This window comes from Polaromonas sp. P1_A2, assembly GCF_056406895.1.
Genome location: NZ_JBFTZI010000008.1, coordinates 94,799 through 119,244, shown reverse-complemented (window position 1 = coordinate 119,244; position 24,446 = coordinate 94,799). Strand labels below are relative to the sequence as shown.

Here is a 24,446-nt window from a genome sequence, read left to right as displayed (position 1 = left end):
GTTCAGGCGCCCCAGTTCTTCCCGGTCACCAGCCGCCAGGCATTGCCATAGGCGATCTTGTGGCGCGCGGCTTCGCTGAGCGGCGCCAGGATCAGGTTGCGTTGCCGGCCCATGGTGGTCCGGTACATGGATTCGACCGGCGGCCGGTAGTCGCTGGCCGCCACAAAGCGCTCGGGAAATTTCTCCAGCAAAGCCTGCCATTCGCTGCCCAGCCGCCCGCCCTGGAAGAGGGTGGAGTCGCGCGCGCCCGAAGGACGGTAGATGTTCTCGGGACGCGGCACCGCCAGGTCGAAATGCAGGCCGGGAAAGCGTGTGATCAGCGAGGCCACGTAAGCGGGGTTGTAGGTCTTGGCGCGCTCCGGGTAGCGGACCATGCCCAGGTGGCACCAGATGACCTGCGCCTTGGGGTAGCGCGCCAGCATGCCTTCCAGCACCGGGAGCAGGCTGTCTTCGATTTCGTAGTGGATCTGGAAGGCCGTGCCGGTGTCCTCGCTGAGCTGGAACAGCGCCTGGCCCGCGGGCCCGTCCAGCGGCACGGTGATGTCGCGGGCGAAGTTGCGGGCTTCAACCTGCTCGGGAGAGGGGTAGTGGCGAAATTCGTACTCCCCCATGGTGTGGTAACGGCCGGTCTTGAGGTCGCCGGCCACCTTGCTCACAAAGGCGTCGGGGTTGTTCCACCAGCGCGGGAACTCGCCGCTGCTGGTCGTGGGGATGAAATAGCCGGGGTACTGGCGGTGCAGCTCCAGCGAGGGCTCGGAGTCCGGTGAAAAGGCCGGCGCAAAAGCGATCTGCGCAATGTCGGTCTCGTCCATCCAGGCCATGATCTGGGGGATGTTGGTGGTGCCGGCCACATAGGTAGCCTCCATGTCGATGATGGGCAGGCGGCCCTTGTCGAGCATGCCCTGCAGCCGTTGCCGCCAGGCTTCGATGGAGGCGGCGCGCGCGGCCGGGTCGGCGGCACTTGCGGGCAAAGCTTGTGAAAAAGCCGGCAGGCTCAGGGTGGCCAGCGCGGCGGCCGGTGCTGCTGCGGCGCGCTGCAGAAAACGTCGACGATCCATGTGTTTGATCCCTCCTCGGGCCCCCCGGCCCTTGTTCTCGCCGCCTATCTTAGGGGAAGAGCCCCGCCGAAACAAAGCGAAACATGCCGCAACCGGCGCGAAAACACCGCCGCGCCCGGCGCGGGCACCATGAAGAACCTCAACACCTCCCGCAAGGCTCTTCATGAAACACCGCATCAAAAAAACCCTGCTCGGCCTGTTTGGCGGGGCGCTCATCATCGGCAGCCTGGGCGCCTGCTCGCACGGCGGCCACGGCTGGCATGGTGATCCGGGCTCACCCGAAGCGCGCGCCCGCATCGTCGAAAAAATCGGCTCGCGCCTGGACCTGGACGCCGCGCAGAAACAAAAGCTCGCCGTGCTGGCCGACAAGCTGCAGGCCCAGCGCACCGCCTTGCGCGGCACCACCGAGCCGCGCGAGGCCTTTCGCGGCCTGTTTGCCGGCAACAAGCTGGACCAGGCCGGCGCCAAAAAGCTGATCGATGAAAAAACCGCGGCCCTGCAGTCCGGCAGCCCCGAGGTGATCGCCGCCGCGGCCGACTTCTTCGACAACCTGCGGCCCGAGCAGCAGCAGAAAGTGCGCGACTTCATGGAGCGCGGCCGCCGCTGGGGCTACCGTGGCTGAGGCGCTGGTCTTTCTGCCCGGCCGCGTGGCGCGGCCCGTGCGCCGCGAGGCGGCGGCGGAGCCCGGCAGCGCCAATGGCGGCGTGCGCCTGCTGCTGCGCGCCGAGGGGCTGATGGTGCTGGCCGCCTCGGTGGCGGCCTATGCCCAGTTCGGCGCGGGCTGGGGCTGGTTCGCGGCGCTGTTCCTGCTGCCCGACCTGTCCTTCGCGGCTTACCTGGCCGGGCCGCGCTGGGGTGCGCTGGTTTACAACGCGGCGCATTCCTATCTAGGCGCCGTCGGCCTGCTGGCCGTGGGCGTGCTCGGTGCTTCGCCCCTGCTGCTGGCCGCGGCGCTGGTCTGGTGCGCGCACATCGGCTTTGACCGCCTGCTCGGCTACGGCCTCAAGTACGGTGCGGGTTTTGGCCATACCCACCTGGGCCGGCTCGGACCGCAGGACCCATGGTGATGGCTGCCCAGGCCTCGCGCATGCTGCGTGGTTTTCTGCTGCTGGAGGCCGGCCTGCTGGGCGCGGCCTCCATGGTGCATGCCGGCCTGTTGCTGCAAGGCCATGCCCATGGCCAGGCCCGCATTGCCGAGGCGGTGATTGCCGTGGTGCTGCTGGCAACCTGGGCCCTGAGCCTGCTGTGGTCCGCACGCACGCGCAGGCTGGCGCTGCTGGGCCAGGGCTTCGCGCTGCTGGGCACGCTGGTGGGCCTGTTCACCATCGCCGTCGGCATAGGGCCGCAGTCGGCGCCCGACCTGGTGTTTCACTTCGCGCTGGTCGCCTTGCTGCTGGCGGGGCTGTACTTCGCGCGCCGCGCGCACGCCTGAGGGCGAACCGCGATTTCTCCCTATGATGGTTGCATGCCCCGCATACTCCTGATCGACGACGACGAGCACCTGGCCGCGCCGCTGGCCGCCTACTTCGCGCGTTTTGACTTTGTGCTGGACAGCGCCCTGCGCCCCGGCGAGGGCCTGGCCAAACTGCGCGCCGGCACTTACGACGCGGCCATCCTGGACGTCATGCTGCCCGAGATGGACGGCTTCGCGCTGTGCCGCGAGATCCGCAAGGAAAGCGACATCCCGGTCATCATGCTGACCGCGCGCGGCGACGTGATGGACCGCGTGGTCGGCCTGGAGCTGGGCGCCGACGACTACCTGCCCAAGCCCTTTGAGCCGCGCGAGCTGGTGGCGCGCGTGCAGACCATTTTGCGGCGCCAGCGCGCCGTGGCACCGGCGGCTGGTCCGCGCCGGGTGTTTGAGGGCCTGGCGATCAACCTCGAAACCCGCGAGGTGCTGCGCCTGGGCGAGAAGGTGGAGCTGACCGGCACCGAGTTCGAGCTGCTGGCGCTGCTGGCGGCCGACCCGGGCAAGGTCTTCAACCGCGACGACATCCTCAACCGCCTGCGCGGCCACGAGGCCGAGCTGTACACACGCGCCGTCGACATCGTGGTGAGCCGGCTGCGTAAAAAACTCGAGCCGCTGGACTGCATCAAGACGCTGCGCAACGCCGGCTACACGCTGGCGGTGGGCAAGCCGGGCGCGCCATGAGGCGAAACCGCTGCCGCCCTTCGCGGCCCGAGCGCTGGCGCCGCCGCTGGGGGCATTCGCTGCGGCTGCGCCTGATCACGGTCTTCCTGCTGCTGGCGCTGGCCATGGGCGCGGTCTTCATGAGCGGCATGCAGCGCGCGTTTTCCAGCGGCTGGCGCGACGCGGCCAGGCCCCTGGTGAGCGACTATATGGACCGGCTGGTGGCCGACCTCGGCTCGCCGCCCGACCTGGGCCGCGCGCAGGCGCTGGCGGCGCGGCTGCCGATCTCGATACGCATAGAGGGGCCGCAGGTCAACTGGCAGTCGCACCCGGACCGGCAGTTCTTCGGCGGCCGCGCCAGCGAGTGGCTCAGCCGCACCACGGCCGACGGCCACAAGGTGGTGTTCGGCCCCGGCACCATTCCCTCGCACGGCATGTTCGGCTGGATCACGCTGTCGCTGCTGTTGTGCCTGCTGGTGGGCGCCTATGCCTATGTGCGGCGCCTGCTGCGCCCGCTGGACGACATACGCGCCGGGGCTGAGCGTTTCGGCCGCGGCGTGTTTGACACGCCCATCCCGCTGCGCCGGCGCGACGAACTCGGCGACCTGGCCGCGCGCATCAATACCATGGCGCACGACATCAAGGCCATGCTGGACGCCAAGCGCGGGCTGCTGCTGGCGCTGAGCCACGAGTTGCGCTCGCCGCTGACGCGCGCGCGCCTCAATGCCGAGCTGCTGCCGGTGCAGGGCGAGGGCAGCGCGCCGCGCGAGCGCGAGGCGCTGCTGCGCGACCTCGGCGAGATGCGCGACCTGATCAGCGACCTGCTGGAAAGCGAACGCCTGGCCAGCCCGCACGCCGCCCTGCAGCGCGAGACCGTGGACCTGGCCGCGCTGGCGCGCGAGGTGGCGGCCGACATGCCGCAGGCGGCCGCCGTGGTGCTGGACCTGGCGCCCGACCTGCCGGCGCTGGCGCTGGACCGCATGCGCGTGCGCCTGCTGCTGCGCAACCTGCTGGACAACGCGCTGCGCTACAGCGCCGGCGCGGCCCAGCCGCCGCGCCTGTCGCTGCAGGCTGGGGAGGGCGGCGGCGTGATGCTGGAGGTGCGCGACTTCGGCCCCGGCGTGGACCCGGCGCAGCTGGCGCACCTGACCGAGCCGTTTTTCCGCACCGACGGCGCACGCCAGCGCGCCACCGGCGGTGTCGGCCTGGGCATGTACTTGTGCCGGCTGGTGGCGCAGGCGCACGGCACGGCGCTGGAGGTGCGCAATGCGGCGCCGGGGCTGGCGGTGCAGGTGCTGTGGCGCTAGAGCGCTACTGACTGCCCGGCACACACCTCGCGCACGCAGGCGCGCAGCCAGCGGTGCGCCGGGTCGGCATCCAGGCGCGGGTGCCACAGCAAGGACACGGTGAACTCGGGCGTGGCGACCGGCAGGGCAAAGCTCAGCATGCCGGCGCGCAGCTTGCCGGTATGGCGTTCGGGCAGGCTGGCGACCAGGTCGGACGCATCGGCCAGGGCCAGCGCGGCCGAAAAACTGCCGACGATGGCGGCAATCTCTCTTTGCAGGCCCAGCGGCGCCAGGGCCTCGTCCACCGGCTCGGCGCCCAGGCCGCGCCGCGAGACGGCGATGTGCCTGGCGGCCGCGTAACGTGCGGGTGTGATCTCGCCTTCGGCCAGCGGGTGGCCCTGGCGCACCACGCCTATGAAGCGGTCGCGGAACAGGGCCTGCACGCGCAGCTCAGGCGCGGTGGCCTTGCCGATCACACCGGTTTCCAGGTCGACGTCGCCGTCGCGCAGCGCTGTGCTGTCCTTGTCGAGTTTCTGCACAAAACACAGGCGCACGCCGGGCGCTTCGGCGCCTATGCGGGCCAGCAGCGCGGGCCCGAAGTTTTCCACAAAACCTTCGCGGGTGCGCAGGGTGAAGGTGCGCACCAGTTGGGCCAGGTCCAGCTTTTCGGCGGGGCGCAGCACGGCTTCGGCGTCTTGCACCAACCGGCCGACCCGCTCGCGCAGCTCAATCGCCCGGGGCGTGGGAACCAGGCCGCGCCCGGCCCTGACCAGCAGCGGGTCGCCCGTGGTCTCGCGCAGGCGGGCCAGCGCCCGGCTCATGGCCGAGGGGCTGAGCCGCAAACGCCTGGCCGCCCCGGCCACGCTGCCTTCGGCGAGCAGCACGTCGAGGACCACCAGCAGGTTGAAATCGGGCATGGACATGCCCGCACCATAGCGCATTTGGGCCTGGTATGGCGTCAAACGCACGAATAAAGTGCAAATGCTGCGTCTTCCGCTATGACTGGCAAAAACCTACGCTTCAGGCAGCCCTGTTGCGGGTTTTGTCTAACTAAATATGAGAGCGGAGTCCATGTCCAAGCCAATCCCTACACAACCCGGTGCCGGCACGGCATCGCCGCCCCTGCCGCCCTCGGCTCGCTGGGCGCTGGCCAGCCTGTCGCTGTCCATGCTGCTGTCCGCGCTGGGCACCAGCATCGCCAATGTGGGCCTGCCCACGCTGGCGCAGGCCTTCAATGCCTCCTTTCAAGAGGTGCAGTGGATAGTCCTGGCCTACCTGCTGGCCATCACCACCCTGATCGTGGGCGCCGGGCGGCTGGGCGACATCTTCGGGCGGCGGCGCCTGCTGCTGGCCGGCATCAGCCTGTTCACGGCGGCTTCGCTGCTGTGCGCCGCTGCGCCCACCCTGGGGCTGCTGGTCGCGTCGCGCGCGCTGCAGGGCCTGGGCGCCGCCGTGATGATGGCGCTGACCATGGCTTTTGTCGGCGAGACGGTGCCCAAGGCCAGGACCGGCAGCGCCATGGGCCTGCTGGGCACCATGTCGGCGGTGGGCACCGCCCTGGGCCCCTCGCTGGGCGGCGTGCTGATCGCCGGCCTGGGCTGGCGAGCGCTGTTTTTTGTCAATCTGCCGCTGGGCCTGCTGGCCTTGTTCCTGGCCTGGCGCCACCTGCCGCCGGATCGCGCGGCCGGTGCCGAAAAAAACGGCAAAGCCGGTTTTGATGCGCTGGGCACGCTGCTGCTGGCCCTGGCGCTCGCGGCCTATGCGCTGGCCGTGACCCTGGGGCGCGGCAGTTTCGGTTCGCTCAATATCGCGCTGTTGCTGGCGGCGGCCCTGGGCGCGGCCCTGTTTGTGTTGGCCCAGTCGCGGGTCGCGTCGCCGCTGCTGCGGCTGGCGATGTTTCGCGACCGCATGCTGAGCGCCAGCCTGGTGATGAATGTGCTGGTCGCCACGGTGATGATGGCGACGCTGGTGGTCGGGCCTTTCTATTTGTCCCGCGCGCTGGGGCTGGGCACGGCCATGGTGGGGTTGGTGCTATCGGTGGGGCCGGTGATTTCCGCGCTGAGCGGCGTGCTGGCGGGCCGGCTGGTCGACCGCCTGGGCGCGCCGGCCATGGTGGCCGCAGGGCTAGCCGCCATGGTGGCGGGCTCGGCGGCGCTGTCCGTGCTGCCGGGCTTGTTCGGCCTGGCGGGTTATATCGCCGCCATCGCCGTGCTGACGCCGGGCTACCAGCTGTTCCAGGCGGCCAACAACACTGCCGTGATGGTGGATGTACAGGCGGACAGGCGCGGTGTGGTCTCCGGCCTGCTCAATTTGTCGCGCAACCTGGGGCTGATCACCGGGGCTTCCGTCATGGGCGCGGTGTTCGCTTTTGCCTCGACGGCCAGCGATATCACGGTGGCCAGCCCTGACGCGGTGGCCGGCGGCATGCGCATCAGCTTCGCGGTCGCGGCCGTGCTGGCCTCAGTCGCGCTGGCCCTGGCGCTGGCCAGCCGCGCGCTTGTGGCACGGCCTAGCGTGCCCGCGTGCCCAGCACCGCCGCGCCTATGATCATCGCCGCCGCCAGGCCTATGCTCCAGCTCAGCGCGCGGCCGCTGACCCCCATCAGCAGCGCGGTGGAGCCCAGCGGCGTGAGGTAGCTCAGGATGCCTATCTGCCGCGCGTCGCCGAGCTTGAGGGCCTTGTCCCAAAGGAAAAAAGCCGCGCCCAGCGGGCCCAGGCCCATCACGGCCAGCAGCAGCCCGTCTTGCGCCGACAGGGCCGCCGCCGGCTCCAGCGCCCAGTGGCACAGCAGCGAGAGCAGGCCCGACACCAAGCCGAACAAGCCTATGGCCGCGGTGGGAAAAGCCGGCACGCGCTTTGTCAGCAGCGAGTAGCTGGCCCAGATCAAGGCCGAGCCCAGCGCCGGCAGGTAGCCCCAGGACCAGCCGCTCGCGGCGGCCCCGCCGGCCGCGCCCAGGATGGCAATCGCCGCGCCGGCAAAACCCAGCAGGGCCGCGGCCACATGCACGCCGCGCAGCCGCACGCCGCGAAGAAACAGCGGCGCCAGCACCACCATGAACAGCGGCCAGAGGTAGTTGACCAGGTTGGCCTCGACGGCGGGCGCGTGGCGCAGCGCGATAAAGAGCAGAAAGTGAAAACCGAAAAGGCCGTAGACGCCCAGGGCCAGCGTGGCGGCGGGAATCTTCCACAAGGCGCGGTCCCGCAGCACAAAAGGCAGGGCCAGCAGGCTGCCGACCAGCAGCGCCACACCGGTCAGCAGAAAAGGCGGAACATGTTTGAGCGAGACCCCGAGCGAGGCAAGCAGCGCCCAGAGGGCGATGGCGCCCAGTGCATAAAGATTGGCAGGCATGCCGCGAGCATAAAAGCCGCCGCGACTGGCATCGTCGCGCAACAACGCTGTTCCAGCGCGCAACGACGTTCAAGGCCCGTGCCAGAGCCATGTGCGCCTGCCGTCCTACAGGAATGCCTACATCCGGTAACCAGTTTCACCTGGCGGGCGTGTGCCGGACACCTCCCGGGCGCGGCTGGCGCGTTCAATGAGGGTGCAGATGTTCTGACAACACACCGAGGCCCGCAGCCTCAAGGAGACCCTCATGAAAAAACTTTCCATCCTCCTGCTCTCGCTCGTGGGCTTTCTGGCCTTGTCGGGCTGCGTAGCCTATCCCGTGCCTTACGACAACGGGCCGCACTACCGCGGCGGCCCCGGCCCGGGCCCGCGTTATGACCGTGACGGCGACGGTGTCAGCGACCGCTACGACCGCCGGCCCAACAACCCCTACCGCTATTGAGGCTGTGACTGCCGCTTAAGGGCGGCCGTCAGCGCCGAGGGCGAGTGGTAGCCGCAGTGCAGCGCGGTGTCGGCCACGCTCATGCCTCGGCCGCGCAGTTGCAAGGCCAGGTCCAGGCGTTGCCGGCGCAGCCAGTGCATCACGCTCAGGCCGGTTTCGCGCCGGCAGCGCGCGGCGAACTGCGTGGGGCTTAAAAACACCTGGGCAGCGAGTTGCGCCACGCTGAGCGGTTCGTGCAGGCGCTGCTGCGTCCAGGCGGCCAGCTGTTCCCAGTCTATGGGGCGGCGGTAGCGCGTGGTGCGCGGCGCGTGCGGCGCCAGCGGCTGCCAGGATTCCAGCAGCAGGGCCGGGCCGTAGTGCTGGGCCAGGCTGCCGCGCTGCTGCAGCGCATGGGCCAGGTAGTTGCCCAGGGCCAGGGCCTGCGCGGCATGGGTCGGGTCGGCGGCGCAGCGCGCCCAGCCGGTATGCGGGGTGTCCAGCACGATGCAGCGGCTGCCTTCGCGCGATTCAAAGTCGTGGTGCTCGCCGGGCGCGATCACGCAGCCCTGGCCGGCCGCGACGCGGCGCCCGCGCCCCCGCACTTCGAGTTCGAGCACGCCGTCCAGGCCCAGCAAGACCTGGAAATGCGGGTGCGCATGGCTGCCGTGGGAAGCACCGTAGCGGCGCAGCGACAGGGAGCCTTGCGGCGCGTTCATGCTCCGTGGATCAAAGGGCGGCGGCAGCCGCGTCGGCCTTGTCGGCCACGCCGGCGGCGTGGGCCTGCTGGTCGGCATGGTAGCTGCTGCGCACCATGGCGCCCACGGCGGCGTGGGTAAAGCCCATCTTGTAGGCTTCCTCTTCGAACATTTTGAAGGTGTCGGGGTGCACGTAGCGGCGCACCGGCAGGTGGCTGGTCGAAGGCGCGAGGTACTGGCCTATGGTCAGCATGTCGATGTTGTGGGCGCGCATGTCGCGCATCACCTGCAGGATTTCCTCGTCGGTCTCGCCCAGGCCGACCATGATGCCGCTCTTGGTCGGCACCTCGGGATGCAGGGCCTTGAACTTCTTGAGCAGGTTGAGGCTGAAGGCGTAGTCGCTGCCGGGGCGCGCTTCTTTGTAGAGGCGCGGCGCGGTTTCCAGGTTGTGGTTCATCACGTCGGGCGGCGCGGCTTTCAGGATCTCAAGCGCGCGGTCGTCGCGGCCGCGGAAGTCGGGCACCAGGATTTCAATCGTGGTGGCGGGCGAGAGCTCGCGGATTTTCTGGATGCATTCGACAAAATGGCCGCTGCCGCCGTCGCGCAGGTCGTCGCGGTCCACGCTGGTGATCACCACGTACTTGAGCTTCAGCGCCGCGATGGTTTTCGCCAGGTTCAGTGGCTCGTTGACGTCCAGCGGGTCGGGCCGGCCGTGGCCCACGTCGCAGAAGGGGCAGCGGCGCGTGCATTTGTCGCCCATGATCATGAAGGTGGCCGTGCCCTTGCCGAAACATTCGCCGATATTGGGGCAGCTGGCTTCTTCGCAGACGGTGTTGAGCTTGTTCTCGCGCAGGATCTGCTTGATCTCGTAAAAGCGCGTGGTCGGGCTGCCGGCCTTGACGCGAATCCAGTCGGGCTTCTTGAGCATTTCGCCCTGCACCACCTTGACGGGGATGCGCGAGAGCTTGGCCGCGGCCTTTTGTTTGGCCAGCGGGTTGTAGCCTTCCAGGGCCTGGACTTCGCGGACCACGGGGTTGGCCGTGGTTTGGAGGGGGTCGGGTGTGCTCATGAATGTGTTTCGTGTTGGCGGCAGGTGGCTCAGGGCGCCAGGTAGGTGGCGAGCTTGCGGCCCAGCACATCCGCGGCTTCCTGCCAGCTTGCCGATACCCCGATTGTAGAAAGGTCTGTGGTTTGCAGTCCTACGTAACCGCAAGGGTTGATGCGCGAGAAGGGTTCCAGGTCCATGGCCACATTGAGCGCCACGCCGTGGTAGGTGCAGTGCCGGCTGACCTTGATGCCCAGCGCCGCGATCTTGCCCAGGCCGCGAAACGGGTCGGCAGGGTGCAGCGGGCCGGTCAGTGCGGCGTGCGAGGCCGGGTCGTCCAGGCGCACATAAATGCCGGGCGAGCCGGCCACGCGGTGGCCGGTGACGCCGAAGTGCGCCAGGGTCTTGATGACGGATTCTTCGATGCGGTAGACGTATTCCTTGACGTAGTAGCCGGCGCGCTTCAAGTCCATGAGCGGATAGGCCACGACCTGGCCGGGGCCGTGGTAAGTCACCTGGCCGCCGCGGTTGGTCTGTACCACCGGGATGGCGCCGGGATTGAGCACATGGTCGGGCTTGCCCGCCAGGCCCTGGGTATAGACCGGCGGGTGCTCGCAAATCCACAGCTGGTCGGGCTCGCCCTCATCGGCGCCCGGGTGGCGGGCGGCCGTGAAGGCCTGCATGGCTTCGTAGGTGGGTAGGTAGTCGACCCGGCCCAGGTAGCGTGGTTCTGCCTGCATTTTGCGGCGCTATCGTGGCCTAGAGGACCACCTTGACCATGGGATGCGTGGACAGCGTGCGGTAAAGCTCGTCGAGCTGTTCGCGGCTGGTGGCGGTGACAGTGACGGTGACGCCCAGGTATTTGCCGCCCTTGCTTTCGCGCAGCTCTATGGTGGAGGCGTCGAAGTTCGGGTCGAACTGGTGCGCCACCGAGGTGATGGCGGCGACCAGCCCGTCGACCTTGTGGCCCATGACCTTGATGGGGAACTGCGAGGGGTATTCGATCAGCGACTCCTGGCGCGAAGGCTCGGAGCCGGGGACTCCGATGATTTTCGGGGTGTCGGGCGATGTGGTCATTACAAGGGGTCCTTTCAGGCCTGTTTGGCGCGCTGGTATTGGGCGTACAGCTTGGCATAGATGGGGCCGGGCTTGCCCTTTTCCAGCCCGTGGCCCACGGGCTGGCCGTCCAGCAGGGTGACCGGCAGCACTTCCTTGGTGGCCGATGACAGCAAAACCTCGTCGGCCGCCAGCACCTCGGCGCGCGTGATGCGGCGCAGCTCAAAGGGGATGCCGGCGGCGCGGCAGATTTCCTCGATGAGGCCGAAGCGTATGCCTTCGAGCACCAGGTTGTCCTTGGGCGGGCCCAGCACCTTGCCGTCCTTGACGATCCAGACATTGCTCGAAGCTGCTTCGCTGAGGTACTCGCCGCGAAACATCACGGTCTCCACCGCGCCGGCATCGACGCTGATCTGGCGCGCGAACACCGCGCCCAGCAGGCTGGTGCTTTTGATGTGGGCTTTTTCCCAGCGGAAGTCGTCGGCCGTCACGCAGGCCACGCCGGCATCGCGCTGCTGCGCGCCGGGCAGCTTCATGGTGTTGGCCATCACGAACACGGTGGGGGTGAGGCCGGGCAGCATGGGATGGTCGCGCATGGCGACACCGCGGCTGAGCTGGATGTAGACCAGCTGGTTGCCGCTGTCGGCCGGCGCCCCGGAGGATTGCGCGTGGGCCGCGATCAGTTTCAGGGCCACGGCCAGCCACTCGGCGCGCGTCATCGGGTTCGGGATGCGCAGCTCGGCCAGGCTGCGTTCCAGTCGCGCCATGTGCTGCTCAAAACGGAACAGCCGGCCGCCGTAGGCCGGCACCACTTCGTACACGCCGTCGCCGAAGATGAAGCCGCGGTCCATCACGCTGATCTTCGCGTCCTTGAGGGGGGTGTATTCGCCGTTCAGGTAGCAGGGCGTGTCGGGAAGGCTGGGGGAAAGCGTGGTCATGGTGGCTTGAAACGAAGAAAAAAAGGAAGAAAAAGAAAGAAGCGTAAATACCCGATTGTCCAGGGTCCGGCGTTCAGCGGCGGCGGCGCTTGAACCAGATGCGCAAACGCCAGGCCAGCTTGACCAGCAGGTAGCCGGCGGCGGAACCCAGCAGCGCGAACAGGCCCATGCCCAGTATGGCAGGCCCGCCAAACGAAGCCAGCCAGCTGATCACACCCGCGCCCTCGGACATGGGCACCGGCGGCGGCGCGTCCAGCAGCAGGCTGCCGGCCTGGTAGGCCAGCCAGAGCCAGAAGCCCACGGTGAAGGGGTTGGTGATGAAGGTGATGCCGACGGCGACCGGAATATTGGCGCGCCACCAGACGCTGTGGGCGGCGGCCGCGACGATTTGTGCGAAGGGCAGGGCAAAGGCCCAGAAGATGCCTATGGCCGCGCCGCGCGCCACGGCTTCGTGCTGCAGCCGCCATAGCTGCGGGTCCAGCAGGCGGTGCGCCACGGGCCTGAGCCAGGGATGGGCGGCCAGCGCCTCGCGGGTCGGCACCGAGGCCTTCAGGCGCTCCAGCCAGCCGGTTTTTTTCCGGGGTTCGGGCCGCGCCTTCTTCACGCGAGAAAAATGACGGCGGCGATCGCCAGCGCGCCCAGTGCGAGATTGGCCATGGCCAGGGTGGCGATCTGGCCGACACGGCGCCCGCCTTCGGGCCAGTCGGACGCGGCCACGGCCTGCTTGAGGCGGCGATAGGGGCCGAAATACAGGTGGCCGAACAGCGCGAACATCAAAAGGCCCAGGCCGAACATCATGTGCCAGCCGGTGGGCGCGCTTTTCATGCCGACGGCCAGCAGCATGGCCAGGCCCGTCAGCAGCAGGACCGCGATGCCGGCCCACACCCCGACGAAGAAGCGCCGCAGGACCTGCACGATCAGCGGCAGGCGCTGCGGTGGCGCGAGCTGTTCGGCCGCGGCGGGGCGCAGGGCGAAGAGCATGAAGGAAATCCCGCCCAGCCAGGCGATGGCGGCGGCGAGGTGCAGGAATTTCATCAGGGCGTGCATGGGGGGATCTTTCCGTGGGGCGTTGTTGGCCGGCCCATTGTGAACCACTGCCCGGCGCCAGCCCCGGCGCCGGTGTGAGAGGCCCCTAATTCACCCGGGAGCGGGGTTTTTTATGGGGGTGCAGGGGTTTCTACGTATAATCAAGGGCTTTGCTAATAGCGGCCCCTGTAACTTTCCCGTAATTTGTAGGTTTCAGAATGACAAATTCGGCGAATTCGGCGACGGACCCGGTCCCCCGGGCAGTTACATATGAGCTTGAGGCGGACGACGAGGGTTTCAAGACCCTGACGCGGGAAGAAGCCCAAAAGCTTCGTGAAACGAGTCCGTCGATCTCCCCCTGGTCGGTATTGGCGGGGCAACTGGTGGTCGGGGTTTTGGTGGCATGTGCCGCCTGGGCGCTGACAGGCCAGCGGTCCGCCGGCTGGTCGGCGCTCTACGGGGCGCTGGCGGTGGTGATTCCGGCCGCGCTGTTTGCGCGCGGCTTGACCGGCAAAGTGTGGTCCATGAACCCAGGCACTGCGGTGGCTGGTTTCTTTTTGTGGGAAATGGTCAAGATCGCCTTGACGGTGGCAATGCTGTTTGCCGCGCCAAGGCTGGTTTCGATGCTGAGTTGGCCGGCCATGCTGGTCGGCCTGGTGGTGACAATGAAAACGTCCTGGCTCGCGCTGTTGTTCGCGGTCAGGAAAAATAAACTTTGAGGCGAGCAATAAATGGCTGCTGAGAATGCTGCTGGACATGGCGGTCCAACCGCCGGTGAATACATCGTTCACCACCTGACGCACTGGCGCAACAAGGAACTTGTTGGCCCGTTCGATCTGAGCGTCATCAACCTGGATTCCACCGTTTTCACCATCTTGCTGGGCGTGCTCGGTTGCTTCCTGCTCTGGAAAGCCGCCCGCAAAGCCACCTCCGGCGTTCCCGGCCGCTTCCAGGCCGCGGTTGAAATCCTCGTCGAAATGGTCGACGCGCAAGCCAAGGGCATCGTGCACAACGCCGAAAGCCGCAAGCTGGTCGCGCCGCTGGCCCTGACCGTGTTTGTCTGGATTTTCCTGCTGAACGCCATGGATTTGCTGCCGGTCGACCTGCTGCCCGTCATCTGGGCCTGGATTTACGGCGCCGCCGGCCATGACGCGCACCACGCCTACATGCGCTCGGTGCCCACCGCCGACCTCTCCATCACCATGGGCCTGTCCATGGGCGTGCTGATCACCTGCCTGGTCTACAACGTCAAGATCAAGGGCCTGGGCGGCTGGATCCATGAACTGTTCACCGCGCCTTTCGGCAACCACTGGGCGCTGTACCCCTTCAACTTCCTGATGCAGGTCATCGAGTTCGTCGCCAAGACGGTCTCGCACGGCATGCGACTGTTCGGCAACATGTATGCCGGCGAACTGATTTTCCTGCTGATCGCCCTGATGGGCGGCGCCTGGTCGCTGTCGGCGACCGGCATCGGCCTGGCCATAGGCCACATCATCGCGGGCTCGGCCTGGGCCATTTTCCACATCCTGATCATCACGCTGCAAGCCTTCGTGTTCATGATGCTGACGCTGGTGTACATCGGCCAGGCGCACGATCACCACTAACCCGTTGTCCCCGTTTTCCGTTTTTCTTTTTCTCTCGTAACCAAAGTCCTAAGGAGTCATCATGGAAGTTATTAGTTTTGTCGCTCTGGCCGCTGGCCTCATCATCGGCCTCGGTGCTGTCGGCGCCTGTATCGGCATCGGCATCATGGGCAGCAAATACCTCGAAGCAGCTGCACGCCAGCCTGAGCTGATGGGCGAACTGCAGACCAAGATGTTCCTGCTGGCCGGTCTGATCGACGCCGCTTTCATTATCGGCACGGGTATCGCGCTGTGGTTCGCCACCGCCAACCCCTTCCTGGCGCAAATCGCCAACCTGCCCAAGTAAGCATTGACCCAAGTCCCAAGAATGTCATTCCTTCGGGCCGGCTTGCAGCTGGGCCCCAAGGGAAAGGATGAGCAGTGAGCATTACCGGTACCCTTATTGTCCAGCTGATCGTGTTCCTGATTTTGGTCGGGTTCACGATGAAGTTTGTGTGGCCACCCATCGCGGCGGCCCTGGACGCGCGTGCGCAAAAAATCGCTGACGGCCTTGCTGCTGCCGACAAAGCCAAATCCGAACTTTCCGTCGCCAACAAGCGCGTGGAAGAGGAGCTGGCCAAGTCGCGCAACGAAGCGGCCGTGCGCCTGGCCGAAGCCGAGCGCCGGGGCCAGGCCCTGATCGAAGAAGCCAAGGCCAGGGCCACCGAGGAAGGCAGCAAGATCATTGCCGCCGCCAAGGCCGAAGCCGAGCAGCAGGCCGTGAAGGCCCGCGAAGCCCTGCGCGAGCAGGTGGCTGCGCTGGCCGTCAAGGGCGCCGAGCAGATTCTGCGCAAGGAAGTCAATGCCGGTGTGCATGCTGACTTGCTGGGCCGCCTGAAGACCGAACTCTAAGCGAGCATCAACATGGCCGAACTAGCCACCATTGCCCGTCCCTACGCCGAAGCGCTGTTCAAGGCCTCCGGCTCCGACCTGGGCGGCACCGCCGCCTGGCTCGACGAGCTGGCCGCCATCGCTGCGAATGCGCAGCTGCAGCAGTACGCCGGCAACCCCGGCGTCACTTCGGCGCAGGCGTTCGACGTGATTTCGGGCGTTGCCAAGACCAAGCTGCCGGACGCCGCGAAAAACTTCCTGCGCACGGTGATCGAGAACGGTCGCCTCAGCGTCCTGCCGGAAATCGCCGCGCAGTTCCGTGTCCTGAAAAACGCGCAGAGCGGTTCTTCCGACGCGACCGTCTACAGCGCTTTCGCGCTCGACGGCGCGGCGCTGGCCGACCTGTCGGCAACGCTGGAAAAACGCTTCGGCAAGAAGCTCAACCTCCAGGTTGAGCTGGAGCCGGCCCTGATAGGCGGCGTGCGAGTCGTGGTGGGTGACGAGGTGCTGGACACCTCGGTCAAAGCCCGTTTAGAGCAAATGAAAGTGGCGCTGATCTCCTGAGCCCGGTGCTCAGGCGCCACCCGCAGGTTTTTAGCCAACAACATACTGAAAGAAGGAAAGAGTCATGCAACTCAATCCCGCAGAAATTTCTGAACTGATCAAGAGCCGTATCGAAGGCCTGACCGGCAGCAGCGACATCCGCAACCAGGGCACCGTGGTGTCCGTCACCGACGGTATCGTCCGCATTCACGGCCTGTCCGACGTGATGCAGGGCGAAATGCTGGAATTCCCCGCAACCGCCGACGGCACCCCCACCTACGGCCTGGCGCTGAACCTCGAGCGCGACTCGGTCGGCTCCGTGATCCTGGGTGAATACGAACACATCGCCGAAGGCGACACCGTCAAGTGCACGGGCCGCATCCTGGAAGTGCCCGTCGGCCCCGAGCTGCTCGGCCGCGTGGTGAACGCCCTGGGCCAGCCCATCGACGGCAAGGGCCCGATCAACGCCAAGATGACCGACGTGATCGAGAAGGTCGCGCCCGGCGTGATCGCCCGTAAATCCGTCGACCAGCCCCTGCAGACCGGCCTGAAGTCCATCGACTCCATGGTGCCCGTCGGCCGCGGCCAGCGCGAACTGATCATCGGCGACCGCCAGACCGGCAAGACCGCCGTGGCCATCGACGCCATCATCAACCAGAAGGGCAAGGGCGTTTCCTGCGTCTACGTCGCGATCGGCCAGAAGGCTTCCTCGATCAAGAACGTGGTGCGCGCGCTGGAACAAGCCGGCGCGATGGAATACACCATCGTCGTGGCCGCCGCGGCTTCCGAGTCCGCCGCCATGCAATACGTCAGCGCCTACTCCGGCTGCACCATGGGCGAGTACTTCCGCGACCGCGGCGAAGACGCGCTGATCGTGTATGACGACCTGTCCAAGCAGGCCGTGGCCTACCGCCAGGTTTCGCTGCTGCTGCGCCGCCCGCCAGGCCGCGAAGCTTACCCCGGCGACGTGTTCTACCTGCACAGCCGCCTGCTCGAGCGCGCAGCCCGCGTGAACGAGAAGTATGTTGAAGACTTCACCAAGGGTGCCGTCAAAGGCAAGACCGGTTCGCTGACCGCGCTGCCCATCATCGAAACGCAGGCCGGCGACGTGTCCGCGTTCGTTCCGACCAACGTGATCTCGATCACCGACGGCCAGATCTTCCTGGAAACCAGCCTGTTCAACGCCGGTATCCGTCCCGCGATCAACGCCGGTATCTCGGTGTCGCGCGTCGGCGGCGCCGCCCAGACCAAGCTGATCAAGAACCTGTCCGGCGGTATCCGTACCGACCTGGCCCAGTACCGTGAACTGGCTGCCTTCGCGCAGTTCGCCTCCGACCTGGACGAGGCCACCCGCAAGCAGCTGGACCGCGGTGCCCGCGTGACCGAGTTGCTCAAGCAGGCCCAGTACTCGCCGCTGTCGATCTCCAACATGGCTGCCACGCTGTTCGCCGTGAACAAGGGCTTCATGGACGACATCGAAGTCAAGAAGGTCCTGGCTTTCGAACACGGCCTGCACGCCTACCTGAAGGACAAGAACGCGGCCCTGATGGCCAAGCTCGAAGCCAACAAGGCCATGGACAAGGACGCTGAGGCTGAACTGAACACGGCCGTGACCGAGTTCAAGAAGTCGTTTGCCTGATCTCGCCTGACCTCATCGTCAAGCAGGTAATTAAGCAACCCTCAGGAACCCCTTAGGAATCCATATGGCAGCAGGCAAGGAAATACGCGGCAAGATCAAATCGGTGGAAAACACCAAGAAGATCACCAAGGCCATGGAGATGGTGGCCGCCTCCAAGATGCGCAAGGCGCAGGAGCGGATGCGCGCTGCCCGTCCTTACAGCGACAAGATCCGCAACATCACGGCCAACTTGAGTCAGGCCAACCCCGAGTACACCCACGCGTTCATGGAGTCCAACGACGCCAAGGCCACCGGGTTCATCGTGGTGACGACCGACAAGGGTCTGTGCGGCGGCATGAACACCAACGTGCTGCGCGCCGTGACGGCCAAGCTCAAGGAAGTGCAGGCCGCCGGCCATGACGCGCGGGCGGTGGCCATCGGCAACAAGGGCCTCGGTTTTCTGAACCGGGTCGGCGCCAAGGTGGTGTCGCACGCGACGCAACTGGGCGACAAGCCGCACCTGGAAAAACTGATTGGCCCCGTCAAGGTGCTGCTCGACGCTTACAGCGAAGGCAAGATCAACGCGGTGTACCTGTGCTACACCAAGTTCATCAACACCATGCGCCAGGAACCGGTGGTCGAGCAGCTGCTGCCTTTGACGGCCGCGCACCTGCAGGCCGACAAGGACCAGCACGGCTGGGACTACATCTACGAGCCTGACGCGCAGACCGTGATCGACGACCTGCTGGTTCGCTACGTGGAAGCGCTGGTGTACCAGGCGGTCGCCGAGAACATGGCGTCCGAGCAGTCCGCCCGCATGGTGGCCATGAAGGCCGCCACCGACAACGCCGGCAGCGTGATCGGCGAACTCAAGCTGGTTTACAACAAAACGCGTCAAGCGGCGATCACGAAAGAACTTTCGGAAATCGTTGCCGGTGCTGCAGCGGTTTAAGCCGCCACACCCGATTTAAAGATTTAAAGAAACGGAAAAGGATTCAATCATGGCTCAGGCTCAAGGCAAGATTGTTCAGTGTATTGGTGCGGTGGTTGACGTGGAATTCGCGCGCGACCAGATGCCCAAGATTTACGACGCACTCAAGATGGAAGGCTCCGCGCTGACCCTGGAAGTCCAGCAGCAGCTGGGCGACGGCATTGTGCGCACCATCGCGCTGGGCACCTCCGACGGCCTGCGCCGCGGCAACGTCGTGTACAACACCGGCGCCAACATCACGGTTCCCGTGGGCAAGGCCACGCTGGGCCGCATCATGGACGTGCTGGGCGCGCCCATCGACGAGCGCGGCCCGGTCGACCAGACCCTGACCGCCCCCATCCACCGCAAGGCACCCGCGTACGACGAACTGTCGCCCTCGCAGGAACTGCTGGAAACCGGCATCAAGGTGATCGACCTGGTCTGCCCCTTCGCCAAGGGCGGCAAGGTGGGCTTGTTCGGCGGCGCCGGCGTCGGCAAGACCGTGAACATGATGGAACTGATCAACAACATCGCCAAGGCGCACTCGGGCCTGTCCGTGTTCGCCGGTGTGGGTGAGCGTACCCGCGAAGGCAATGACTTCTACCACGAGATGGCCGACTCCGGCGTCGTGAACCTCGAGAACCTCGGCGAATCCAAAGTGGCCATGGTCTACGGCCAGATGAACGAGCCCCCAGGAAACCGCCTGCGCGTTGCGTTGACCGGTCTGACGATCGCCGAATCCTTCCGTGACGAAGGCCGCGACGTGCTGTTCTTCGTGGACAACATCTACCGCTACACGCTGGCCGGTACCGAAGTGTCCGCGCTGCTGGGCCGTATGCCTTCCGCCGTGGGTTACCAGCCCACGCTGGCCGAGGAAATGGGCCGCCTGCAAGAGCGTATTACCTCCACCAAGGTCGGCTCCATCACCTCCATCCAGGCCGTTTACGTGCCTGCCGATGACTTGACCGACCCGTCGCCCGCCACCACCTTCGCCCACCTGGACTCCACCGTGGTGCTCTCGCGCGACATCGCTTCGCTGGGTATCTACCCCGCGGTCGATCCGCTGGACTCCACCAGCCGCCAGCTGGATCCGAACGTCGTCGGCGAAGACCACTACAACACGGCCCGCGCCGTGCAGGGCACGCTGCAGCGCTACAAGGAACTGCGCGACATCATCGCGATTCTGGGCATGGACGAACTGGCCCCTGAAGACAAGCTGGCCGTGGCCCGCGCCCGCAAGATCCAGCGTTTCCTGTCGCAGCCTTTCCACGTTGCTGAAGTGTTCACCGGCTCGCCCGGCAAGTACGTCAGCCTGGCTGAAACGATTCGCGGCTTCAAGATGATTGTGTCCGGTGAGTGCGATCACCTGCCGGAACAGGCTTTCTACATGGTCGGGACCATTGACGAAGCCTTCGAAAAAGCGAAAAAGGTGGCGTAAAGCGGCCATTTGAGCGATCCGCGTTGTTGGCGTGCTCAATGTGCTTTCTGCACATTTCCGCGCGCCGCCTAGCGGCTCATCTCAACTGACCACTTTCCATCCCCCTTTTTAATTGGAGTACGTATGAGCACCATTCACGTCGACGTCGTATCCGCAGAAGAGTCCATCTTCTCGGGCGAAGCCAAGTTCGTGGCATTGCCCGGCGAGGCTGGCGAGCTGGGCATTTACCCGCGCCACACGCCGCTGATCACCCGCATCAAGCCGGGTGCCGTGCGCATTGAAAAAGCCGACGGCACGGAAGAGTTCGTCTTCGTGGCCGGCGGCCTGCTCGAAGTGCAGCCCAACTGCGTGACGGTGTTGAGCGACACCGCCATCCGCGGCAAGGACCTGGACGAGACCAAGGCCAGCGAAGCCAAGGCCGCTGCCGAGGAAGCGCTGAAGAACGCCAAGAGCGACATCGACATCGCCATGGCCCAGTCTGAACTCGCCGTCATGGCCGCGCAGATCGCCGCCTTGCGCAAATACCGCCAGAAGAAATAAAAACCAGCCTTCCGGCTTTATCGCCGGATCGCGCCAAGCCCCTGCCGAAAGCCAGGGGCTTTTTTCATGGGCGGCGCATGAACGCTAATCCTTTCGCACTCATGCTGTTGCGCCGGCGCCTCAGCTTAACAACTGGAAACCCTAAATGACAGCCAGCGAGGGCGCCGCTGCCGTATCGTGGATCCAGGGATTCACGCTAACCGACGAGGTGGGACTATGAACAGCGCACTGGACAGTCTGACGTGGGACGAAGAGCTTTCGCCGCACCCCAGGGGACGACGTTCGCTCAGGACATGGATACGCCGCATCCTGGTTGTGCTGACGGGGTTGTTCGTCCTGGGCGTCTTGCTGTCGTCCTGATTCTTTGACTCTCTTATTGGAGCAGCGGCGCATCGGGCAGCTCATTCGCCTTGGCCTGCGCACCTTCCTCTGAGCCATCCACCGCGAAGTGCTGCATCAGCACCGCCGAAGTTTCTTCCAGCGCCTGCGTCAGCCCGTCCTCATAACGCTGCTCGCGAAACGCGGCCGCCATGCGCGCCACCATGGCCTGCCATTGATGGGGGTCGACATGCCGCGCTACGCCGCGGTCGGCGACGATCTCGATCGCACGTTCGGCCAGCAGCACGTAAATCAGCACGCCGTTGTTGTGTTCCGTGTCCCAGACGCGCAGCTTGCCGAACATCGTGACCGCGCGCTGGCGCGTCAGCGCGGCGATGGACGTGTGCCGGCCCAGGCGCCAGAGATAGCTCAGGGGCAGTGAGGCCTCCACGCAGATGCGGATCTCGCCGCTGTGGCGCCGTTCGCTCGCCGCCACGCGCCGCGCGAGCCGTTGCAGCATGTCGGGCGGAATCGCGCGCCGGGTATCGGAGGCGTCCAGCCACAGGTGTTTGAGCAGGGTCTTGAGCTTGTTGAGCATGATGGCTACCAGTCTCCCGAGGCGCCGCCGCCGCCAAAATCACCGCCGCCGCCACTGCTGAAGCCCCCGCCATCGCTGCTGCTGCTGCCGCTGCTCCAGCCGCCGCCACCGCTGCCTATGCCGCCGGAGGTCCAGCCGCCCGAAGAGCGGCGGCCCCCGCCCAGCGCACCCAGGCTGGCGACCAGCGCGAACACCGTGCCCACCAGGACGGCGAGGCCGGCCACGATCAGGCTGCTGGTGAAAATCCAGGCCAGCACGCCGACCACACCACCGGTGGCCAGCGAGCCGAATTTGCGCCCCAGGACCATGGCTGCTATGCGCCCGGCAATCGGCACCGCAAAAAACAGGAAGACGGCCAGGTCCGTCCACTCAAAACCGTCGTTGTTGCCGCTGCTGCCGCTGTGTTCCGGCGCGGGCAGGTTTTCGCCGCTGATCAGTGCAATGAGCTGGTCGGCCGCGGCATCGAGCCCGCCGGCGAAGTCGCCCTGCTTGAAGCGCGGCGTGATGGCCGTGTCTATGACCTGGCGTGCCGCCAGGTCGGGAATGGCGCCTTCCAGCGCCTTGGTGGTTTCTATGCGCACCTTGCGGTCGTTCTTGGCCACCACCAGCAGAAGGCCGTCGCCCACGCCCTTGCGGCCTATCTTCCAGCTGTCGCCCACGCGCTGCGCATAGGCGGCGATGTCTTCCGGCTGGGTGGTTGGCACCAGCAGCATCACCACCTGGGCGCCGCGGCTTTGTTCAAAGGCCGTGAGCTTGGCTTCCAGCGCCTCGCGCTGCGTGGAATTGAGCGTGCCGGTGCCGTCCATGACGTGGGCCGTCAGCGCCGGCACCGGCTGCACGCCGCCCTGCGCCCAGGCCGTCAGCGGCAGCCAGGCGGCCAGCAGCAGGCCCCCCAGCAGCCGGGCACCGCCGCGAACAAAAAGCATGGAGCGCCGCACGCTCAGGCCCGCCGTGCTCTTTATTTCTTGTTGAAGTCCACCACCGGCGGTGTGGAGATCTGCGCCTCGTTCTGCACCGAGAAGTTGGGTTTGACCTGGTAGCCAAAGACCATGGCCGTCAGGTTGTTCGGGAAGCTGCGCGTGAGCACGTTGTACTCCTGCACGGTCTGGATGTAGCGGTTGCGCGCCACGGTGATGCGGTTTTCCGTGCCTTCGAGCTGCACGCGCAGGTCGCGAAAGCCCTGGTTGGCCTTGAGGTCGGGGTAGCGTTCGCTGACCACCATGAGGCGGCTCAGCGCGCTGCCCAACTCGCCCTGCGCCGCCTGGAATTTGCTGAAGGCGGCCGGGTTGTTCAGGGTTTCGGGCGTCACCTGGATGGAGGTGGCCTTGGCGCGTGCTTCCACCACCTTGGTCAGCGTATCCTGCTCGAACGCCGCTTCACCCTTGACCGTGGCCACGATATTGGGCACCAGGTCGGCGCGGCGCTGGTACTGGTTCAGCACTTCGGACCAGGCCGACTTGGTCTGCTCATCCAGGCGCTGGAAATCGTTGTAGCCGCAACCCGAGAGCAGCAGGCCCAGCAGGGCCGCGAGGGTGAATGTCAAAAAGCGGGATATCGTCATGGCAATGCCTCCGAAAATGCAAGCCGCAACACTAACATAGTCGAATGTCCCCGCTGCCCACACCCTCCGCTTCCGGCAGCCCGCTGCAAGCCCTGCAGTCCGCCCTGCGCCCGCCGCCGCCCGCCCAGGCCAAGCCGCGCCTGCTGGTGGCCGGTGCCACCGGCGTGCTGGGCAACGAGGTGCTGCGCCGCCTGGTCGGCAGCGGCCGCTATGCGCACACCGAGGTGCTGGCCACCGAAGCCATGGCGACCGGGCTCTCCGGCGTCGGCATCGCGCTGGCGGGCGTGCCTTCGCCGATCGCGCAATGGGCCTTGAGGCCGCTGCCGGCGCATACCGGGCTGGTCATGTTCGAGCCGCCGCGCATGTATTACGGACGTGAGCGCACGCTCTGGACACCCGCGCCTTCGGAGCTGCCCGCGCTGGCGCAATGGCTCAAGCGCTGCGGCGTGCAGACCCTGGTCGTGGTGGTGCCGCACGCCACCGGGCGCCTGCCCGACGCGCTCAAGCGCGGCCTGGCCAACCTCGACGAGCAGGCCGTCGCCGCCCTGGGCTTTGAACGCCTGCTGCTGGTGCGCTCAGCCCGCAAGGCGCAGGATGCCGCGGGAAGAAATGTGCTGGAACGGGTCGCGGCCTGGATGCTGTCCACGCTCAAGTTCATGATTCCCCAAACCGAGCAGCCGGTGCGGCCCGCCAAGCTCGCCGAGTTCGTCGATGCCGCCCTGCAGGTGCTGCCGCCCGGCACCCATGTGGCCGCGCCCGAGCTGCTGTGGCAGGCCAACCAGAGCGGCAGCGGCCGCGGCGCGGGCCAGGCGGGCGGCGGCATGCAGGGCGTGGTCCAGGCCTGGCTTGCTGCGGCGCGCAATCCCGCGCAGAATTCAGCACCAAACGCCAAGCCGGATTGAAGCCGCCATCCCCTTGCCCGAACTCTTTTTGATCGTCCCCATGCCCAAACCCAAAGTCCCGCCCGCCAGCAGCGGCAACGCCGATGACATCGAGGCGGCGTTTTACGACGCGCTGCAAACCGGCGACATTGAAAAACTCATGGCCTGCTGGGGCGACGAGGACGACATCGTCTGCGTGCATCCCGGGGGCGCCCGCCTCGTGGGGCCGGCGGCCATACGCGCGACCTTCGATGCGATGTTCTCCAACGGCACCATACGCGCGCAGCCCATCAAGGTGCGCAAGGTGGAGGCCATGAGCGCCAGCGTGCACAGCGTGCTCGAGCGCATCGAGGTGCTGACCGAAGAAGGCCCGCGCCACGCCTACGTCATCGCCACCAACGTCTATCACAAGACCGCGCAGGGTTGGCGCATGGTGGCCCACCATGCCAGTCCCGGCACGCCGCGCGAAATGCAGGAAGTGTCGGAAACGCCCACCGTTCTCCATTGATCCGGCTGCGCATGGA

The 24,446-nt window shown here is 66.4% G+C and carries 31 protein-coding genes; 18 read left to right on the top strand and 13 right to left on the bottom strand.

Going from position 1 to position 24,446, the window contains the following annotated elements; translation table 11 throughout:
- Positions 1 to 2: 2 nt before the first annotated feature.
- Positions 3 to 1,058 (bottom strand): amidohydrolase family protein, encoded by a 1,056-nt coding sequence (locus tag AC1D09_RS23000; protein WP_477663895.1) that lies wholly within the window; start codon positions 1,056 to 1,058, stop codon positions 3 to 5.
- A gap of 163 nt (positions 1,059 to 1,221) precedes the next feature.
- On the opposite strand from AC1D09_RS23000, the gene AC1D09_RS22995 reads away from it, so the two are divergent.
- From AC1D09_RS22995 to AC1D09_RS22975, 5 genes are read left to right on the top strand one after another with little or no spacing between them, the layout of a single operon-like run.
- A complete protein-coding gene (locus tag AC1D09_RS22995; protein ID WP_477663894.1) occupies positions 1,222 to 1,680 on the top strand; it encodes a Spy/CpxP family protein refolding chaperone in 459 nt (152 codons plus the stop codon).
- A complete protein-coding gene (locus AC1D09_RS22990; RefSeq protein ID WP_477663893.1) occupies positions 1,673 to 2,125 on the top strand; it encodes a DUF4260 domain-containing protein in 453 nt (150 codons plus the stop codon). The genes AC1D09_RS22995 and AC1D09_RS22990 overlap by 8 nt, the downstream gene beginning before the upstream one ends.
- Positions 2,125 to 2,490 (top strand): hypothetical protein, encoded by a 366-nt coding sequence (locus AC1D09_RS22985; RefSeq protein WP_477663892.1) that lies wholly within the window; start codon positions 2,125 to 2,127, stop codon positions 2,488 to 2,490. Before AC1D09_RS22990 ends, AC1D09_RS22985 begins: the two co-directional genes overlap by 1 nt.
- 33 nt (positions 2,491 to 2,523) lie before the next feature.
- Entirely contained in the window at positions 2,524 to 3,210 is a 687-nt protein-coding gene (locus AC1D09_RS22980; protein ID WP_477663891.1) for a response regulator transcription factor, read from the top strand.
- Positions 3,207 to 4,496 carry a sensor histidine kinase gene (locus AC1D09_RS22975; RefSeq protein ID WP_477663890.1) on the top strand — a complete coding sequence of 430 codons (1,290 nt, stop codon included), beginning with the start codon at positions 3,207 to 3,209 and terminating at the stop codon, positions 4,494 to 4,496. The genes AC1D09_RS22980 and AC1D09_RS22975 overlap by 4 nt, the downstream gene beginning before the upstream one ends.
- On the opposite strand, the gene AC1D09_RS22970 is transcribed toward AC1D09_RS22975, so the two are convergent.
- Positions 4,493 to 5,398, bottom strand: coding sequence for a LysR family transcriptional regulator (locus tag AC1D09_RS22970; RefSeq protein WP_477663889.1), 906 nt, complete (start codon positions 5,396 to 5,398; stop codon positions 4,493 to 4,495). The genes AC1D09_RS22975 and AC1D09_RS22970 overlap by 4 nt on opposite strands.
- A gap of 148 nt (positions 5,399 to 5,546) precedes the next feature.
- Here AC1D09_RS22970 and AC1D09_RS22965 point away from each other — a divergent pair, with 148 nt between their 5' ends.
- Positions 5,547 to 7,022 carry an MFS transporter gene (locus AC1D09_RS22965; RefSeq protein WP_477663888.1) on the top strand — a complete coding sequence of 492 codons (1,476 nt, stop codon included), beginning with the start codon at positions 5,547 to 5,549 and terminating at the stop codon, positions 7,020 to 7,022.
- On the opposite strand, the gene AC1D09_RS22960 is transcribed toward AC1D09_RS22965, so the two are convergent.
- The gene (locus AC1D09_RS22960; RefSeq protein ID WP_477663887.1) at positions 6,985 to 7,824 is read right to left on the bottom strand and encodes a DMT family transporter; all 840 of its coding nucleotides are present in this window, start codon (positions 7,822 to 7,824) and stop codon (positions 6,985 to 6,987) included. The genes AC1D09_RS22965 and AC1D09_RS22960 overlap by 38 nt on opposite strands.
- 244 nt (positions 7,825 to 8,068) lie before the next feature.
- On the opposite strand from AC1D09_RS22960, the gene AC1D09_RS22955 reads away from it, so the two are divergent.
- Positions 8,069 to 8,263, top strand: coding sequence for a hypothetical protein (locus tag AC1D09_RS22955; RefSeq protein ID WP_007868991.1), 195 nt, complete (start codon positions 8,069 to 8,071; stop codon positions 8,261 to 8,263).
- Here the strand turns inward: AC1D09_RS22955 and AC1D09_RS22950 are convergent.
- The 7 genes from AC1D09_RS22950 to AC1D09_RS22920 all read right to left on the bottom strand — a co-directional run bounded on the left by AC1D09_RS22950 (position 8,257) and on the right by AC1D09_RS22920 (position 13,023).
- Positions 8,257 to 8,958, bottom strand: coding sequence for a helix-turn-helix domain-containing protein (locus AC1D09_RS22950; protein ID WP_477663886.1), 702 nt, complete (start codon positions 8,956 to 8,958; stop codon positions 8,257 to 8,259). The two genes, AC1D09_RS22955 and AC1D09_RS22950, sit on opposite strands and share 7 nt — an antisense overlap.
- Positions 8,959 to 8,968: 10 nt before the next feature.
- Positions 8,969 to 10,006: a lipoyl synthase gene (gene lipA / locus AC1D09_RS22945; protein WP_477663885.1), complete on the bottom strand. Its 1,038-nt coding sequence runs from the start codon at positions 10,004 to 10,006 to the stop codon at positions 8,969 to 8,971.
- 29 nt (positions 10,007 to 10,035) lie between these two features.
- Positions 10,036 to 10,722: a lipoyl(octanoyl) transferase LipB gene (gene lipB, locus AC1D09_RS22940; RefSeq protein ID WP_477663884.1), complete on the bottom strand. Its 687-nt coding sequence runs from the start codon at positions 10,720 to 10,722 to the stop codon at positions 10,036 to 10,038.
- 19 nt (positions 10,723 to 10,741) lie between these two features.
- Positions 10,742 to 11,059, bottom strand: a complete 318-nt coding sequence (locus AC1D09_RS22935) for an HP0495 family protein (protein ID WP_413328639.1) — start codon at positions 11,057 to 11,059, stop codon at positions 10,742 to 10,744.
- A gap of 14 nt (positions 11,060 to 11,073) precedes the next feature.
- Positions 11,074 to 11,976: a D-amino acid aminotransferase gene (locus AC1D09_RS22930; RefSeq protein ID WP_477663883.1), complete on the bottom strand. Its 903-nt coding sequence runs from the start codon at positions 11,974 to 11,976 to the stop codon at positions 11,074 to 11,076.
- A 73-nt stretch (positions 11,977 to 12,049) separates the two neighbouring features.
- Entirely contained in the window at positions 12,050 to 12,580 is a 531-nt protein-coding gene (locus AC1D09_RS22925) for a DUF2062 domain-containing protein (protein ID WP_477663882.1), read from the bottom strand.
- Positions 12,577 to 13,023 (bottom strand): DUF4149 domain-containing protein, encoded by a 447-nt coding sequence (locus AC1D09_RS22920; protein ID WP_477663881.1) that lies wholly within the window; start codon positions 13,021 to 13,023, stop codon positions 12,577 to 12,579. The genes AC1D09_RS22925 and AC1D09_RS22920 overlap by 4 nt, the downstream gene beginning before the upstream one ends.
- 197 nt (positions 13,024 to 13,220) lie before the next feature.
- Between AC1D09_RS22920 and AC1D09_RS22915 the strand changes: the two genes are divergently transcribed.
- From AC1D09_RS22915 to AC1D09_RS22875, 9 genes are all read left to right on the top strand, one after another.
- Positions 13,221 to 13,721, top strand: coding sequence for an ATP synthase subunit I (locus AC1D09_RS22915; RefSeq protein WP_074578713.1), 501 nt, complete (start codon positions 13,221 to 13,223; stop codon positions 13,719 to 13,721).
- Between the two features lie 12 nt (positions 13,722 to 13,733).
- A complete protein-coding gene (gene atpB / locus AC1D09_RS22910; RefSeq protein ID WP_477663880.1) occupies positions 13,734 to 14,606 on the top strand; it encodes a F0F1 ATP synthase subunit A in 873 nt (290 codons plus the stop codon).
- Between the two features lie 61 nt (positions 14,607 to 14,667).
- The gene (gene atpE / locus AC1D09_RS22905; protein ID WP_007868969.1) at positions 14,668 to 14,931 is read left to right on the top strand and encodes a F0F1 ATP synthase subunit C; all 264 of its coding nucleotides are present in this window, start codon (positions 14,668 to 14,670) and stop codon (positions 14,929 to 14,931) included.
- Positions 14,932 to 15,005: 74 nt separating this feature from the next.
- Positions 15,006 to 15,476, top strand: a complete 471-nt coding sequence (locus AC1D09_RS22900; RefSeq protein WP_477663879.1) for a F0F1 ATP synthase subunit B — start codon at positions 15,006 to 15,008, stop codon at positions 15,474 to 15,476.
- A 12-nt stretch (positions 15,477 to 15,488) separates the two neighbouring features.
- Positions 15,489 to 16,019 carry a F0F1 ATP synthase subunit delta gene (locus tag AC1D09_RS22895; RefSeq protein ID WP_007868963.1) on the top strand — a complete coding sequence of 177 codons (531 nt, stop codon included), beginning with the start codon at positions 15,489 to 15,491 and terminating at the stop codon, positions 16,017 to 16,019.
- 64 nt (positions 16,020 to 16,083) lie between these two features.
- Positions 16,084 to 17,637 carry a F0F1 ATP synthase subunit alpha gene (atpA, locus tag AC1D09_RS22890; protein ID WP_477663878.1) on the top strand — a complete coding sequence of 518 codons (1,554 nt, stop codon included), beginning with the start codon at positions 16,084 to 16,086 and terminating at the stop codon, positions 17,635 to 17,637.
- Positions 17,638 to 17,701: 64 nt separating this feature from the next.
- A complete protein-coding gene (atpG, locus tag AC1D09_RS22885; RefSeq protein ID WP_007868957.1) occupies positions 17,702 to 18,568 on the top strand; it encodes a F0F1 ATP synthase subunit gamma in 867 nt (288 codons plus the stop codon).
- A gap of 49 nt (positions 18,569 to 18,617) precedes the next feature.
- Entirely contained in the window at positions 18,618 to 20,024 is a 1,407-nt protein-coding gene (gene atpD / locus AC1D09_RS22880; RefSeq protein WP_477663877.1) for a F0F1 ATP synthase subunit beta, read from the top strand.
- 123 nt (positions 20,025 to 20,147) lie between these two features.
- A complete protein-coding gene (locus AC1D09_RS22875) occupies positions 20,148 to 20,564 on the top strand; it encodes a F0F1 ATP synthase subunit epsilon (protein ID WP_007868942.1) in 417 nt (138 codons plus the stop codon).
- A 373-nt stretch (positions 20,565 to 20,937) separates the two neighbouring features.
- On the opposite strand, the gene AC1D09_RS22870 is transcribed toward AC1D09_RS22875, so the two are convergent.
- From AC1D09_RS22870 to AC1D09_RS22860, 3 genes are read right to left on the bottom strand one after another with little or no spacing between them, the layout of a single operon-like run.
- A complete protein-coding gene (locus tag AC1D09_RS22870) occupies positions 20,938 to 21,480 on the bottom strand; it encodes a TPM domain-containing protein (RefSeq protein ID WP_477663695.1) in 543 nt (180 codons plus the stop codon).
- A gap of 5 nt (positions 21,481 to 21,485) precedes the next feature.
- Positions 21,486 to 22,406, bottom strand: a complete 921-nt coding sequence (locus AC1D09_RS22865; RefSeq protein ID WP_477663696.1) for a TPM domain-containing protein — start codon at positions 22,404 to 22,406, stop codon at positions 21,486 to 21,488.
- Between the two features lie 32 nt (positions 22,407 to 22,438).
- Positions 22,439 to 23,041 carry a LemA family protein gene (locus tag AC1D09_RS22860; protein WP_477663697.1) on the bottom strand — a complete coding sequence of 201 codons (603 nt, stop codon included), beginning with the start codon at positions 23,039 to 23,041 and terminating at the stop codon, positions 22,439 to 22,441.
- Positions 23,042 to 23,085: 44 nt separating this feature from the next.
- On the opposite strand from AC1D09_RS22860, the gene AC1D09_RS22855 reads away from it, so the two are divergent.
- Positions 23,086 to 23,943: a hypothetical protein gene (locus tag AC1D09_RS22855; protein ID WP_477663698.1), complete on the top strand. Its 858-nt coding sequence runs from the start codon at positions 23,086 to 23,088 to the stop codon at positions 23,941 to 23,943.
- A gap of 40 nt (positions 23,944 to 23,983) precedes the next feature.
- Positions 23,984 to 24,430: a YybH family protein gene (locus AC1D09_RS22850; RefSeq protein WP_477663699.1), complete on the top strand. Its 447-nt coding sequence runs from the start codon at positions 23,984 to 23,986 to the stop codon at positions 24,428 to 24,430.
- Positions 24,431 to 24,446: the final 16 nt, after the last annotated feature.

Bases quoted from the DNA above. Each gene is read 5' to 3' on its own strand.
- AC1D09_RS23000 (WP_477663895.1), bottom strand. From the start codon at position 1,058: ATGGATCGTCGACGTTTTCTGCAGCGCGCCGCAGCAGCACCGGCCGCC.
- AC1D09_RS22995 (WP_477663894.1), top strand. From the start codon at position 1,222: ATGAAACACCGCATCAAAAAAACCCTGCTCGGCCTGTTTGGCGGGGCG.
- AC1D09_RS22985 (WP_477663892.1), top strand. From the start codon at position 2,125: ATGGCTGCCCAGGCCTCGCGCATGCTGCGTGGTTTTCTGCTGCTGGAG.
- AC1D09_RS22980 (WP_477663891.1), top strand. From the start codon at position 2,524: ATGCCCCGCATACTCCTGATCGACGACGACGAGCACCTGGCCGCGCCG.
- AC1D09_RS22975 (WP_477663890.1), top strand. From the start codon at position 3,207: ATGAGGCGAAACCGCTGCCGCCCTTCGCGGCCCGAGCGCTGGCGCCGC.
- AC1D09_RS22970 (WP_477663889.1), bottom strand. From the start codon at position 5,398: ATGTCCATGCCCGATTTCAACCTGCTGGTGGTCCTCGACGTGCTGCTC.
- AC1D09_RS22965 (WP_477663888.1), top strand. From the start codon at position 5,547: ATGTCCAAGCCAATCCCTACACAACCCGGTGCCGGCACGGCATCGCCG.
- AC1D09_RS22960 (WP_477663887.1), bottom strand. From the start codon at position 7,824: ATGCCTGCCAATCTTTATGCACTGGGCGCCATCGCCCTCTGGGCGCTG.
- AC1D09_RS22955 (WP_007868991.1), top strand. From the start codon at position 8,069: ATGAAAAAACTTTCCATCCTCCTGCTCTCGCTCGTGGGCTTTCTGGCC.
- AC1D09_RS22950 (WP_477663886.1), bottom strand. From the start codon at position 8,958: ATGAACGCGCCGCAAGGCTCCCTGTCGCTGCGCCGCTACGGTGCTTCC.
- lipA (WP_477663885.1), bottom strand. From the start codon at position 10,006: ATGAGCACACCCGACCCCCTCCAAACCACGGCCAACCCCGTGGTCCGC.
- lipB (WP_477663884.1), bottom strand. From the start codon at position 10,722: ATGCAGGCAGAACCACGCTACCTGGGCCGGGTCGACTACCTACCCACC.
- AC1D09_RS22935 (WP_413328639.1), bottom strand. From the start codon at position 11,059: ATGACCACATCGCCCGACACCCCGAAAATCATCGGAGTCCCCGGCTCC.
- AC1D09_RS22930 (WP_477663883.1), bottom strand. From the start codon at position 11,976: ATGACCACGCTTTCCCCCAGCCTTCCCGACACGCCCTGCTACCTGAAC.
- AC1D09_RS22920 (WP_477663881.1), bottom strand. From the start codon at position 13,023: ATGCACGCCCTGATGAAATTCCTGCACCTCGCCGCCGCCATCGCCTGG.
- AC1D09_RS22915 (WP_074578713.1), top strand. From the start codon at position 13,221: ATGACAAATTCGGCGAATTCGGCGACGGACCCGGTCCCCCGGGCAGTT.
- atpB (WP_477663880.1), top strand. From the start codon at position 13,734: ATGGCTGCTGAGAATGCTGCTGGACATGGCGGTCCAACCGCCGGTGAA.
- atpE (WP_007868969.1), top strand. From the start codon at position 14,668: ATGGAAGTTATTAGTTTTGTCGCTCTGGCCGCTGGCCTCATCATCGGC.
- AC1D09_RS22895 (WP_007868963.1), top strand. From the start codon at position 15,489: ATGGCCGAACTAGCCACCATTGCCCGTCCCTACGCCGAAGCGCTGTTC.
- atpA (WP_477663878.1), top strand. From the start codon at position 16,084: ATGCAACTCAATCCCGCAGAAATTTCTGAACTGATCAAGAGCCGTATC.
- atpG (WP_007868957.1), top strand. From the start codon at position 17,702: ATGGCAGCAGGCAAGGAAATACGCGGCAAGATCAAATCGGTGGAAAAC.
- atpD (WP_477663877.1), top strand. From the start codon at position 18,618: ATGGCTCAGGCTCAAGGCAAGATTGTTCAGTGTATTGGTGCGGTGGTT.
- AC1D09_RS22875 (WP_007868942.1), top strand. From the start codon at position 20,148: ATGAGCACCATTCACGTCGACGTCGTATCCGCAGAAGAGTCCATCTTC.
- AC1D09_RS22870 (WP_477663695.1), bottom strand. From the start codon at position 21,480: ATGCTCAACAAGCTCAAGACCCTGCTCAAACACCTGTGGCTGGACGCC.
- AC1D09_RS22865 (WP_477663696.1), bottom strand. From the start codon at position 22,406: ATGCTTTTTGTTCGCGGCGGTGCCCGGCTGCTGGGGGGCCTGCTGCTG.
- AC1D09_RS22860 (WP_477663697.1), bottom strand. From the start codon at position 23,041: ATGACGATATCCCGCTTTTTGACATTCACCCTCGCGGCCCTGCTGGGC.
- AC1D09_RS22855 (WP_477663698.1), top strand. From the start codon at position 23,086: ATGTCCCCGCTGCCCACACCCTCCGCTTCCGGCAGCCCGCTGCAAGCC.
- AC1D09_RS22850 (WP_477663699.1), top strand. From the start codon at position 23,984: ATGCCCAAACCCAAAGTCCCGCCCGCCAGCAGCGGCAACGCCGATGAC.